We start from the raw sequence: 12,333 nt of genomic DNA on the forward strand, positions 1-12,333 counted from the left end.
GTTAATGATATGGACACACAAAATGATTTCGCCAAGTAGCAAACACGTGTCCATTACCACTTACTTATCTCCGTATAGACAAAATCAATGATGCGACCTTTTTTTCATAATTTTTTCAAGATCCTCTTCAATAAAATCAAACTCCAACTCATTCACATTCGTCAGGCGATGACAGACGCCAACCCCTAAAACGCAACCCTTATGAAGTTCGACAAGTAACAGGTACCTCTATCGGCAATCTTCGGAGCGTGACAGTGGATCGAGCCAAGCCAGGGGCTGTCAAGTGCTCTCCTTGACAGCCTCTCGGGGTTCTGAGACACTGAGAAAAGGAAGGAATCAGAGCTTTATCACGCTGATTCCTTCGTATAAACCGAATTTATATTGTCTACTTTTCGGGTCGCAATGCACAGGCACCCATCCTATCCTAAGAGAGTAGAGAAGCATTCACTTCGCACAAACTAAAACTACTTCTTCAACTACTTTTTCCCTTTCCTTATCCCTATAATAACGGCTATATCGAACTTGTCTATCAAACGAACTTATCAAAAGGTTCTCTTTGATAATAGAAAGCTCCTTAACTAACTCGGCTTTTACCCCTGGCGATAGTAAGCCAATCATGTCTTTTACCCTTTCCTTCGAGGAATCCCATCCATATGGATTTCCCACGTTGCTCAGCCATTGAAGAAAATACTCGACAAACAATTTTTCTATTTTTTCGTCTTGGGTGATTTTCATGAATGGACAGAGCTTAACGAGTTGATGAAGTTTCTCCAATTCCTGACGTTGAAGATGCTGTACAAGCAGTTCACCATCTGTCTTTTGTAACTCTTCAACAAAAATACTAGGATGATCTTTTTCTACAAACATATAATTAATAATTAGAGCAATTCTTTTTTCAACAGGGAGTCGCTGCAATATACGAGCAATTTTCTCCGTTTCCTCTATCGTTTTCTCTTCATTCCCCTCCATTAAGTAAAACTGATAATGCTGCATAAAATGAAAGAAAGCGCCGTTTGCTTTCAGTTCATCGTCCGATGCCAGCAAAGGGATCAATTCTTCGCAAGGGAACGATAACTCTCCTCCTAACATTACACATAAAAAGATCGCATTTTGTTGGTCTTTCTCCAAAACGCGCCAAAAATCATTGCGATTGGCTTCATAAAGGAATTGGAGCAATAATAAATATCCCCTCATATCTATTTGATAATCCGGAACGTAGCCGCTGAAATGGGAAACATATTCATATTTGTTTTTGTATTCATGTGCTGTTAGTTCCGCCTCATATCTCAATGTTTTAGATTGCGATGACAAAAGCAGTTCTAATCCTCTTATCATCAAGCGATAGCTGTTTTTCTCCTTCACATATTGAACGACTTTTTTCTTATTCACGTCGTCGGATATGATAATCATAAGTGCTAAATAAAACACTAAACTGTAATGAGGACCTTTCCCTTTAGGAAACGAGGAAAGTTCAGACTCAAATTCATCAATCAACTTTTTCCACGTTTTTGCGCCTAACAATTGCTCTAACTTTGGCTTTAAGCTATACCATCCATTTCTTCTTTCATTAAAGATAGAAGCAATTTCTTCGATTTTTTCTTTCATTACGAACATCCCCAGTTCTTTTTCGCATAAATGGTTTCAAGCCGCTGTAATAATTCATGAATCTCTGAAATCTCATGTTCATGCAGTTGTGAAATTCTCATAATCGGAATAGGTTTCTCTTGTTGCTGTAGATCTACACTATTCAATGATCCGCCAAGATGGAAATGCTTCACGTATGCTTGTTCTTCCACATCATATAAAAAAAGAAACCGGTCATGGACTCGAAACGCTTGCTCACCTAAATCAAATGATTCTATGCCCAAAAGGGACATTGGCTTACATTTTTTGCTATTGTAAAACCATATTATTTTTACTGGCCGTAGAAAGTTTTGAATAAAATCTAAAAATTCCTTGACTCTGTTTTGAAGGTCAGAACCCACACCGCCGTAATATGGATCCACGATAATTGCTACATATGAGCGCTCTATCGTGAAATATTCAAGTTCACTTACAAAATAATCTTTTACATCACGCGATTTGTAAGCGATCATTATAATCCCCTTGATAAAACAATGTGATTTTGTGAAACAACATTTTCCTCTAAAATACGAAACACATGTTGTCCGTTTAAAGGATCGAGTTCAATAATTGCCGAATAACTATCTCCAAATGAATTGAAAGAAGTACCTAACATAAAAGCCCGAAATGCATCCGTATTATTTTTATTTATCAAAAACAAAAAGCGGTCATGAAATGGTTCCATCGTTCCATAAAAAGTAAAATTTAAAGCAAAACCTCTTTTGTTTAAAAAGCTAACCGTAGGTTGAATTGCTTTTTGAAACTGTCTAAACTGTTGTTCCGCATCTTCTTTCGATTTTGCTTTAAACACAATATGTTTGCTCAGTCGGTTGTTCTTTCCAAGCACCTTAATAATATCATTGATTCGTTTTTCACCACCTTCTGGGCTACAATCCATAAAATACGGATCATATATCCACATATGATCAAACCCACTAGATTCAACAATTTCCTCAAAAATTTCAAGTGCTCGTTCATATTGCCCCTTGGTGATAAATTCAAAACGCCGTCCTTTTATGAATCGGCTAGCCAAAAGTTTTTCCCTATAAAAATAAGAGTTTAGTGGTTCTGTATTTGCTTCCCCTATTACGATCGGCTCATAAACAACATCTTTTAGCACCACGGTCTTGCTGGATAGCTGCAAAGGCACTTCGATTTGCTTCGATGTGATCCCCATTGTAATATGAATTGACCTAATGAACGAAACATCATAGCAAGCATACACTAATTGATTGTTTTCATATAATTCAATATCTACCTTATTCCATTCCCGGCTTGATTCAAGCAGATGCTGATCTTGGACTGGTAATATTTTTGTATCAACGACTATATTGTTAAATTTAAACTTAGTGATGCACATCAGTTCTCCGTAGCCATTCTGTAAAACGTGGAGTTGAAAGTTACGTTTATTTTCTTTAGATAAATTTGTTTTCACTTCGATTTTTGTTGGTGTAAAAACGAGAATATTCCCTAAAGTATAAGGAGACTTATGGAGATTAAAATTAGACCACATCTTAATGAACTGGGCAATTTCATCAAATAGCCGTGGTTGTTCATCTATCATCTTTTCTACCCATTGTTTGTCCATTGTAATGAATTCTTTATAATCACAACATAATGTCACATACGGATTTTTATCGTGTTGCGACGGCAAAAATCCCTCTGCATGACATTGGTAAGAAATCTGTTCCAAATCAAGCGTATCAATCCAAGATTCTTTAAATATAATAGTTCCAGCAGATAACTTTTCTTCTTGATAAACTGTTCGATGAGTTGGATAATCGTCAAATCCATCATGATAAATTCGCATTATTTCTTGGTTATTATAAAAGAATTGTTGTTTTATCAAAAAGAAACACCTTCTTTTTTAACTATTGATTCACTGCCAAATTTATAGAATCCTCTGACATAAACCAATAATTCGCAATCCCCACCAATCTCTCCCTAACCTCTTCCTTATCCATCGACTCAAATTATTCCATAAAGTCGTGAAGAATTTTTTCGCGCACTATCGTTGCTTTCCCAATAAATATTTTTGGAAACACCTGCTTTCGATCGAGTGGTGACAGGCACCAAACCATTGTACAATCTTATAGTATAAACTTATCATTGAAGCAACAGTATCATTAAAATTTCAGCGTAACGATTTAAAAAGTCAGTTATCAGAACCCCAAAAAAGGACAATATGATTGATAAACTATTTTCTAAATATTTACTGATTCATTGATTTCTATTTTTGTTGGTTCCACATTTGTGTAATATTTTGGACGATAACCCCGGAGGCATACTTTTTTGATTACCCCATTTTCAACAACAAATGTTAAATCCTCAATTTCTTGTAGTGTCCCAGTTAAAATGAGTTGTTCCACCACTTTTCCGCGGATCTGTTCCATAGTGTATCCTTTTCCTTTCAAAATACGCAAAAGATCCGCAATTACTGGTACCCTTGCGTTAGATGGGTTCATAATCATACTTTCCAGCAATGCAACAGAAAAATCGTGGCGACTAGACTCCTCACCAAATAATATTCTCCTTAATCGTAGCAAAGCAATGTCATCTGCCGATAAACTTTTTCCCATCAGATTGATAGACATTTCAGGAAAGGTAGATGAGATAGCGTTTCCTAAACTTACTAGAGTTAGAGTAACAGTTGTATTCTCCTTTTGAGATTCAACACGAATATTTTTAACCGTAACCATATCAGCAAAATTTCGGACTGAAAAGGCATATTGACCGCTATTTTGTTGCATCGATTTTAACATTCTTTCCGTTTTACCATCAGGATTTTTCAATATTAATTCATATGTGCCTGCTTTGGGTTCGCGGTATTCGTCATATTCGCAAGTTAGCTCCCCTAACCAAAAATACGATCCTGAAGAATTTACGATTTTCATTTCAATAGTTGGACTTGTTTCGAAACTTTGGCTTTCTCTTTTCACTACTCTTTTTAATAATAACGGTTTTCCTGTAAGAGTGCTTTTCATTACAGGTGTTTGATCTTTAAATTCTTCAGTAACTTTTGTGCTTACATAGGAGTACAAATTATATACATCAATCTCACCGTTTGCATTAGCAGCTTCGCCTTCCAATCCTCTGATGAGATAATCCGTAAAGGCACCATGGCCATTTCTATCCAATGCCCATTGATTTGACGTACATGCAGCGATCAATACTTTTCCAGATCCTTCGATTTTTAAGCCCCTTACCATTTCGTGTTGTATATTTCTTGCAATAGCACCACTATGACAAGTATCAAAAAATGCTAGTACAGTACCAGCAATAGTATGATCAATCAAATCTCTTACGTCCGTCATTTTAATCATGGAATCTTCTGGATTATAAATATTGCCATCAAAAGGAACAAAATAACCTTCATTATTATGCAAAAAGCCATGACCTGCCCAAAAGAGAAATAATATATCATTTGGAGAAGCATCTTCAAAAAATGACGTTAAAGCGGAGTATAATATATTCCGCTTTGCAATGTTCCCTTGAAACACCTCTACATTTTCTTTTTTAAAAAATGATGGAGGTTCTAACAACAATCTTTTTATTTCACTGACATCATTAACTGTATTAGGAAGAGGGGAAGTATTTAAATATTGGTCTACCGCTATAAGCAAAGCTTTATAAACCATTGTCGATCACCTATCGCATTAATATCGAATTCGATTTTTGCATGGCAATCTCAATGTAGAGTGACAATAAATCGTAAAAAAATATTTACAAATGCCATAAAGATCTTCTTAGTTTTAGCTTATTTTTTACATATTTTTAATAATTGGATTAGTTCTTCTGCTTCAGAGAAAAAACCATATTGACCGCCTTTGATTTTTTGCGATTGTTTCTTAAAATGAATCGCCTTTTCTTTGACTTCACTTAACAAATTTACTTCCAAAGAAAGTGTCCTAATAAAATATAGTGATACGTCTCTACCGAAGACAATCTATAGTCAACTTGTTCATGCTTTTGATCACCAAATTTGATCATCATATCCAAAAAAGTAATCGCATTTTCAACGGCCAAACTTTCAACATTAGACAAAGGCTCTTTGTTTAACATCCTTTTGATACTATCCCTTAAAATATTTAAATCAAATCCTAATGAAAATTTCCGCTAAATATCTTTAACGTTTCCTCCCCATTATCTAACTGTATTTACATTATACCAACCTATAGCTAACTCATTGCCTCATTTAACCTTGGAGGACTAATATCTTCAAAGATTATTTTCTTTCATCTACCCACCATATTGGCTATATTGAAACCAATCCTTTTATTCGACACTCATCGACCTCAATCCTTTTCCTTTCATAAAATTTTTATGAAAATATGCCTACGATGCATGTACTACTCCCTAACTCTTTTGCCACCAACCGTCAAGCAAGAGCCAAATCGTCGTCGCTACGCACAGTATCATCAATCAAATATATACAGAATATTCAGTTATTTATGTTTACAAATAAATAAGCCGCCCTCGCAAATGAGAGCGGCCGACCTTTCTCACTGTTTACCAACGATGCCACTTCCACACGCTTCGATGATTTGTTCCAACGAATATTCCGCTTTCCAGCCAAGTTCTTCGTAAATGCGAGGACGCGACAAGGCGCGCCGGGGTGCCCAAGCGGCGATCGGTGGATTCCATGACATCTTTACGGCCGGTTACTTTTTCACATGTTTCCATGACTTCGTTGACAGAATAGCCTTCGACAAGTGCCAGGCACCCAGCCCAAAATCACCTATACTAACTCCCCCTCCATACGAAAGATATTATCCTTCTCCTCCCCCTGATGAGGAAGTCGCTGAAGCTGCTGCCAAAGTGGCAATGAAAGCGGCTTGCTGAGCTTGAATAATTGTTTCCATCGCCGTGTATATCTCTGTTTCTAGCAACTTTGAATTCTCCATTTTATCGCTCATAAAAATGTTCACTGCCATCATAATATTGATATCTTTATGCCATTTGAAAAATTTTCCGGAATGGAGCTGATCTATCATCTGCTGAATCGTCGGTATCTCTTTCTCACATTCATCAACAAAAGCCAATAGCCCAATCACAGGATAGTGCATCGCTTTTAGCTTCGTTCCTGATTGTTTGAACAAATCCAGTATCTTCACGCAACGCTGAATCAATAAATCTGTTTCTGTCTCTTTGTTTAAGGTCAGAATATGACTGAGAAACTGTAAGTCATTCCCCTTTCGAAACCCACGTGCAGACAGTTTTTCGTAAAACGACTCGATTCTATCCTGCAGCTTATTCACATCTTCTCCTGTATTCGCCAACAAGACAGCGAGAGGGTAGTCACTGCTTGAAGTTAGGAAAAAATGCTTTGCTTTCATTCCCTTATAAACGGCTAGTGACCTTTTTAGCTTTTCTTGGTAGTCGTTATGATCCTCCATAGTGGACATGAGTACCAAAGCTGCTAAATAGGTAAATGCACCTCTACCAAACCCTAACTGAATACATTTCTCATATAAGTTGAGAAATTCGTGAAATTTTTCCTCCGGCTTTTCAAAGCGAATATCAAGCATCGCTGCTGTTGGAAAACGATGATACGATTTTAATACGGAGAACATACCAACTTGTTCTTTTATGTAATTGCTGAGGCGAAGAAAGCGTTGCAGGTGAAACTCTCGGTGGTTGACTACATACATAGAGGCTACCGTCATTAATATGCGCTGATCAGGCACTTTCCATTTGAGCTCATCTTTCAACTGAGCATAAATATCTGTATATCTTTTTATTTTTTGCTGCAATCTTGCCGCTAACATCCCATCACTTCCTTAGTGTTTTATTATCATTTACGAAGAAGAAAAACGAAAAGTTTCACAAACAAAAGCGATACAGCCGTTCATTTGCAAAATATCGGTGAGGTTTCGTTTTAAGAAGACAGATCGCTTTCGAACCGTGGCAGGTACATGCCCTCAACATAAAAGCATGAACAGAAAAGGCGGAAAGAATATTAGTGAAGTGAGCCCTAGTTGGGACTTCCCCTATAGGTTGCACACACAAAAAAAGGAGAGACGGTCACTCTTACTGTGGCAAATTCTCCTTTTCTTTTATCCTTGTAACCGTCCAGTCAGGTGGTGACAGGCATGCAACGATCGAACATCACAAAAAGAAATCTTTAAGCATCTAGAGTGCAGTTATTGAGAAGTTCACCAATGGAATGGATACAGCGGGTAGAGCTAGAAGAGAAAGCAGAGGATCTCTATAACCATGATGCAAAACATAGAGGGAATTCGTCATCTTTATCACACTGAAGAACCTATTCTTCGTAAATAAATCCATACAACAAATAAAGCAATCCCCGCCCCACACGCATCAATCACTACATCCGACAAAAGCGGAGTCCGTCCCGGCTGAAACGACTGATGCCATTCATCCAAACCTGCGCAAATGACGGCAAACACCCACGCGCTAACCATCGCAAACCGCCATGGATATAACGCTCTCCATACAAGAACCGCAAGCAGGCCGAATACCGAAAGATGCGCCAATTTATGCATGATGTAATTCCATGACAAAAACCCATCATTGATATGATCGACATGCCCTAATTGCAGCTTTTGTACGATTTCACTAATCCAACTTGCCGTATTCGCACCAGTAAACATGGAAGATTCCGTAAAATAATAAATCATCCCACACCATGCGAATACAAGAATCCAAGGAATAATCTTATTTTTCATTTCATCACCTAATCTGTTTAAACGAATCATTCTTTTTTAATTCCTTCTTTCGTTTTTGAATATAATAGTGAATCGTTTTTTCTATCCGCTCCAATTTCTCCAACGACTGAACATCTTGAAGAATGTTGCGGGTCGTCTTTTTCATGGACTTTGGCAGCTGTTGAAAGGATAGCATACATACCTCCCAATACTACTTATTATTATTCCCTTTAAAAACTTGTTTTAACTGATGAGCTAGCTCTTGAACCATGTCTTTTGCGGTGATATTGGTGGACAATTCCCCACGTTGATACGCTTCGATTAATATATGTTTGAAACGCTCGGTTTCTGGTCGTAGCGGCTTTTTCTCCATAACAAAAGTCACCTCCAAATAGGACAGCCTCCCGCTGAAATCATTCAGAGGGAGGCTTTCTATTATTCTACATTTCGGCTATGCCACTTCCATGCACTTTCGATGATTTGTTCCAACGAATATTCCGCTTTCCAGCCGAGTTCTTCATAAATTTTTTGCGATGAAGCAACAAGGCGCGCTGGGTCGCCCGGACGGCGGTCGGTGTATTCAATGACGGCTTTGCGGCCGGTTACTTTTTCACATGTTTCAATCACTTCTTTGACGGAATAGCCTAAGCCGTTGCCAAGATTGTAAATGGCGGTTTTCTTTTTGCCTGACAATAATGCTTCGAGCGCTAAAATATGCGCCTTCGCTAAGTCGGTAACATGGATATAGTCACGAATACATGTCCCGTCTGGTGTATCATAGTCTGTACCGAAGACGGAAATTTTGTCACGCTGGCCTAACAAGTGCTGCAAGACAAGCGGAATTAAATGAGTTTCCGAGTTATGGTCCTCGCCAATTTCTCCCGACTCGTGCGCCCCAGCCGCATTAAAGTAGCGAAGGACGACATAGTTAAGTCCATACGCAGAAGCAAAATCCGCTAAAATTTGTTCGATCATTAACTTCGAATGACCGTATGGATTAATTGGATTTGTTGGGCAATCTTCCGTAATTAATTCGACATTCGGAATTCCATACGTCGCCGCGGTTGATGAGAAGATAAAGTTTTTCACATTATATTTCAGCATCGTTTCTAGTAACGTTAATGTAGCGGCAACGTTGTTTTGATAATATTTCAGCGGATTCACCACTGATTCGCCGACTAAGCTGTTCGCCGCAAAATGCATGACGGCTTGAATCGGGTATTTTTTAAAAATCGGTTCAAGGTCCGCTTTGTTTCCTAAATCCCCTTGAACAAACACCGCGCGATCATCAACTAAATATCGATGACCAGTCGATAAGTTATCAAGCACGATTACTTGCTCTTTTTCCACTAACTCTTTTACTAAATGACTGCCGATATAACCGGCTCCGCCGACAACGAGAATCATATACAATCCCCCAATTTTATACGTTAACTATTTGATGGACCATCGTCATTACTGCATTTTCTAATTCGGCAATAAATTCTTTGCTCTCTTGTAACGATGTTCCTCTCACGCCAAAGTAAAACTTCGCTTTCGGCTCCGTGCCTGATGGACGCAAACAGAACCATGAGCCATTCGCAAGATGATATTTCAACACGTTCGAACGAGGCAAGTCAATCGTCTCTTCTTCCCCGGTCGTGACAATGGTGCGCTTGCTTATTAAATAGTCTTCGATCGCGACAACGGCAACGCCAACGACTTCTTTCGGCGGTTCTTTGCGGAAGGTCGCTAAAATGTTCGCGATTTGCTCAGCACCGTCTTTTCCTTTTAGCGTTAGTGAACGTAATGATTCACGATAGTAACCGTATTTTTCAAAAATCTCTAATAACCCTTCATACAATGTTTTTCCCTGCGCTTTATAATAAGCCGCTACTTCTGCGGCAAAGATCGCCGATTGCACCGCATCTTTGTCGCGGACAAAGTCACCGATTAAATAGCCATAGCTTTCTTCATACCCGAATTGGAACATGTATTCTTTTGTTCGTTCAAACTCGTTAATCTTCTCACCAATAAATTTAAACCCGGTTAACGTATCGATCGTTGGCAAACCATAATGCTCGGCAATCGCGCGGCCGATTTCGGACGTCACGATCGTTTTCACAACGACACCGTTTTTCGGTAGGATTCCATTTAGGGTGTAGTTATTGAGAAGTTCACCAATGGAATGGATGTAGCGGGTATAGCTAGAAGAGAAAGCAGAGGATCTCTATAACCATGATGTAAAACATAGAGGGAATTCGTCATCTTTATCACCCTGAAGAACCTATTCTTCGTAAATAAATCCATACAACAAATAAATCAATCCCCGCCCCGCATGCGTCAATCACTACATCCGACAAAAGCGGAGTCCGTCCCGGCTGAAACGACTGATGCCATTCATCCAAACCTGCACAAATAACGTCAAACACTCACGCGCTAACCATCGCAAACCGCCGTGGATATAACGCTCTCCACACAACACCGCAAGCAGGCCGAATACCGAAAGATACGCCAATTTACGCATGATGTAATTCCAGGACAAAAACCCGTCATTAATATGATCGACATGCCCTAATTGCAGCTTTTGTACGATTTCACTAATCCAATTTGCCGTATTCGTACCAGTAAACATGGGAGATTCTGTAAAATAATAAATTATCCCACACCATACGAATACAAGCCCCCAAAGAACAAGCTTGTTTTTCATACCATCACCTAATCTGTTTGAACGAATCATTCTTTTTTAATTCCTTCTTTCGTTTTTGAATATAATAGTGAATCGTTTTTTCCATCCACTCCAGCTTTTCCAGTGAATGAACATCCTGCAGAATGTAGCGAACGGTCTTTTTTACGGACTTTGGCAGCTGTTGAAAGGATAACATACATACCTCCTAATACTACTTATTATTGTCCCCTTTAAAAACTTGTTTTAACTGATGAGCAAGCTCCCGAACCATGTCTTTCGCGGTGATATTGTCGGACAATTCCCCTCGTTGATACGCTTCTATTAATATATGTTTGAAACGCTCGGTTTCTGGTCGCATAGTCTTTTTCTTCGTCACAACAGTCACCCCTAAATCGTAAAGATTAAATAAGCCTCCCGCTGAATGAAGTGACCCCTGTCAAGTAGACAGGAATAAAAAAGCACATTTAAGCAGCCTGAGTCCTATATTCATAAGGACTCAGGTTATTTAATTTCTTTTGGAAACGTTGATGGTTATAAAAACGAATATATTTGTGTACAGCATCCTTCACCTCTTCGGCCGTGCGGAAAGAGTACAAATTAAAACACTCTGCCTTGAAATGGCTGAAGAAGTTTTCCATGCAGGCATTGTCCAAACAGTTTCCTTTCCTGGACATACTGGCCTTTATATTGTATCTTTTTAGTAGGTTGTTGTATTGACGGGATGTATACTGGAACCCCTGATCACTATGTAGGAGGAGTCCATTTACATTCCGTTTTTTTATGGCCTTTTTTAGCGTGTCGATGACCAGTTTGATGTCATTTCTTTGACTGATATGGTAGGCCACGATTTCGTTATTGTATAGGTCCTTAATGGCAGACAAATAGAGCTTTTGCCCATTAAAAATTAAATAGGTAATATCTGTCACCCACTTCTCGTTTGGCTTGGACGCATGGAAATCTCGGTTTAGATGGTTGTCTGAAATCACATAAGGCTCTTTCTTTCCGTAATAAGGCCGTTTCTTCCGAATCACCGCCCGGATTCCCATCTCCCTCATCAGCCTTTGTACTCGTTTATGGTTGATATCCAGTTTGTATTTCCGTTTCAGCCAAACGTTGACTCTCCGATACCCATAGATTCCTTTCAGTTCTTCATGGCACTCCTTGATTTTTTTCTTTAACTGCGCATCTTCCAATTGCTTCTGAGAAGGGCGTTCCTGTCGTTTTACCCACTTGTAATATCCACTTCGAGACACGCCTGCTATCTCACATAATGGTTGAATCGAACCATAACACCCAGCCATTTCTTGAATAATCGCGAACTTCTTGTGAGCTGGTACTGCTTCCATTCCCCCTTTCACATCTTTAAGAGCTTTT

15 protein-coding genes and 2 pseudogenes are annotated in these 12,333 nt (G+C 38.8%); all 17 read right to left on the bottom strand.

Annotation, left to right across the window (positions count from 1 at the left end; genetic code table 11):
- Positions 1–444: 444 nt before the first annotated feature.
- Positions 445–1,605 carry a hypothetical protein gene (locus AC1WMD_RS15715; RefSeq protein ID WP_494257932.1) on the bottom strand — a complete coding sequence of 387 codons (1,161 nt, stop codon included), beginning with the start codon at positions 1,603–1,605 and terminating at the stop codon, positions 445–447.
- On the bottom strand, positions 1,605–2,096 hold the full coding sequence (locus AC1WMD_RS15720) for a hypothetical protein (protein WP_494257933.1): 492 nt from the start codon (positions 2,094–2,096) through the stop codon (positions 1,605–1,607). The genes AC1WMD_RS15715 and AC1WMD_RS15720 overlap by 1 nt, the downstream gene beginning before the upstream one ends.
- Complete coding sequence (locus AC1WMD_RS15725; protein ID WP_494257934.1) at positions 2,096–3,472, bottom strand: VPA1262 family N-terminal domain-containing protein; 1,377 nt, start codon at positions 3,470–3,472, stop codon at positions 2,096–2,098. Before AC1WMD_RS15725 ends, AC1WMD_RS15720 begins: the two co-directional genes overlap by 1 nt.
- Positions 3,473–3,827: 355 nt before the next feature.
- Positions 3,828–5,261 (bottom strand): caspase family protein, encoded by a 1,434-nt coding sequence (locus tag AC1WMD_RS15730; RefSeq protein ID WP_494257935.1) that lies wholly within the window; start codon positions 5,259–5,261, stop codon positions 3,828–3,830.
- Between the two features lie 119 nt (positions 5,262–5,380).
- Positions 5,381–5,521 carry a hypothetical protein gene (locus AC1WMD_RS15735; RefSeq protein WP_494257936.1) on the bottom strand — a complete coding sequence of 47 codons (141 nt, stop codon included), beginning with the start codon at positions 5,519–5,521 and terminating at the stop codon, positions 5,381–5,383.
- 611 nt (positions 5,522–6,132) lie between these two features.
- Positions 6,133–6,327, bottom strand: a pseudogene (locus AC1WMD_RS15740) (UDP-glucose 4-epimerase GalE); the annotation flags it as partial.
- 65 nt (positions 6,328–6,392) lie between these two features.
- Positions 6,393–7,391 carry a DUF4003 domain-containing protein gene (locus AC1WMD_RS15745; protein WP_494257937.1) on the bottom strand — a complete coding sequence of 333 codons (999 nt, stop codon included), beginning with the start codon at positions 7,389–7,391 and terminating at the stop codon, positions 6,393–6,395.
- A 483-nt stretch (positions 7,392–7,874) separates the two neighbouring features.
- Entirely contained in the window at positions 7,875–8,342 is a 468-nt protein-coding gene (locus AC1WMD_RS15750) for a VanZ family protein (protein ID WP_494257938.1), read from the bottom strand.
- Entirely contained in the window at positions 8,317–8,487 is a 171-nt protein-coding gene (locus tag AC1WMD_RS15755; protein WP_494257939.1) for a LytR family transcriptional regulator, read from the bottom strand. Before AC1WMD_RS15755 ends, AC1WMD_RS15750 begins: the two co-directional genes overlap by 26 nt.
- Before the next feature lie 15 nt (positions 8,488–8,502).
- Complete coding sequence (locus AC1WMD_RS15760; RefSeq protein WP_494257940.1) at positions 8,503–8,664, bottom strand: YwzD family small protein; 162 nt, start codon at positions 8,662–8,664, stop codon at positions 8,503–8,505.
- A gap of 62 nt (positions 8,665–8,726) precedes the next feature.
- The gene (gene galE / locus AC1WMD_RS15765) at positions 8,727–9,698 is read right to left on the bottom strand and encodes a UDP-glucose 4-epimerase GalE (RefSeq protein WP_494257941.1); all 972 of its coding nucleotides are present in this window, start codon (positions 9,696–9,698) and stop codon (positions 8,727–8,729) included.
- 16 nt (positions 9,699–9,714) lie between these two features.
- Positions 9,715–10,425 (bottom strand): annotated as a pseudogene (locus tag AC1WMD_RS15770) (phosphohexomutase domain-containing protein); the annotation flags it as partial.
- A gap of 118 nt (positions 10,426–10,543) precedes the next feature.
- On the bottom strand, positions 10,544–10,678 hold the full coding sequence (locus AC1WMD_RS15775; RefSeq protein WP_494257950.1) for a VanZ family protein: 135 nt from the start codon (positions 10,676–10,678) through the stop codon (positions 10,544–10,546).
- Positions 10,621–10,980: a VanZ family protein gene (locus tag AC1WMD_RS15780; RefSeq protein WP_494257951.1), complete on the bottom strand. Its 360-nt coding sequence runs from the start codon at positions 10,978–10,980 to the stop codon at positions 10,621–10,623. Before AC1WMD_RS15780 ends, AC1WMD_RS15775 begins: the two co-directional genes overlap by 58 nt.
- Before the next feature lie 4 nt (positions 10,981–10,984).
- Positions 10,985–11,155, bottom strand: coding sequence for a LytR family transcriptional regulator (locus tag AC1WMD_RS15785; RefSeq protein WP_494257942.1), 171 nt, complete (start codon positions 11,153–11,155; stop codon positions 10,985–10,987).
- Between the two features lie 15 nt (positions 11,156–11,170).
- Positions 11,171–11,335 (bottom strand): YwzD family small protein, encoded by a 165-nt coding sequence (locus tag AC1WMD_RS15790; RefSeq protein WP_494257943.1) that lies wholly within the window; start codon positions 11,333–11,335, stop codon positions 11,171–11,173.
- Positions 11,336–11,423: 88 nt separating this feature from the next.
- Positions 11,424–12,333: IS3 family transposase (locus tag AC1WMD_RS15795; protein WP_494257944.1), on the bottom strand; the 910-nt coding region annotated here is incomplete at its 5' end.

The sequence above is a fragment of the Parageobacillus sp. NEAU-HV-2 genome (genome assembly GCF_059115485.1).

Coding starts and splice junctions, on each gene's coding strand:
- AC1WMD_RS15715 (WP_494257932.1), bottom strand. CDS start 1,605: ATGAAAGAAAAAATCGAAGAAATTGCTTCTATCTTTAATGAAAGAAGA.
- AC1WMD_RS15720 (WP_494257933.1), bottom strand. CDS start 2,096: ATGATCGCTTACAAATCGCGTGATGTAAAAGATTATTTTGTAAGTGAA.
- AC1WMD_RS15730 (WP_494257935.1), bottom strand. CDS start 5,261: ATGGTTTATAAAGCTTTGCTTATAGCGGTAGACCAATATTTAAATACT.
- AC1WMD_RS15745 (WP_494257937.1), bottom strand. CDS start 7,391: ATGTTAGCGGCAAGATTGCAGCAAAAAATAAAAAGATATACAGATATT.
- AC1WMD_RS15750 (WP_494257938.1), bottom strand. CDS start 8,342: ATGATTCGTTTAAACAGATTAGGTGATGAAATGAAAAATAAGATTATT.
- AC1WMD_RS15755 (WP_494257939.1), bottom strand. CDS start 8,487: ATGCTATCCTTTCAACAGCTGCCAAAGTCCATGAAAAAGACGACCCGC.
- AC1WMD_RS15760 (WP_494257940.1), bottom strand. CDS start 8,664: ATGGAGAAAAAGCCGCTACGACCAGAAACCGAGCGTTTCAAACATATA.
- galE (WP_494257941.1), bottom strand. CDS start 9,698: ATGATTCTCGTTGTCGGCGGAGCCGGTTATATCGGCAGTCATTTAGTA.
- AC1WMD_RS15780 (WP_494257951.1), bottom strand. CDS start 10,980: ATGAAAAACAAGCTTGTTCTTTGGGGGCTTGTATTCGTATGGTGTGGG.
- AC1WMD_RS15785 (WP_494257942.1), bottom strand. CDS start 11,155: ATGTTATCCTTTCAACAGCTGCCAAAGTCCGTAAAAAAGACCGTTCGC.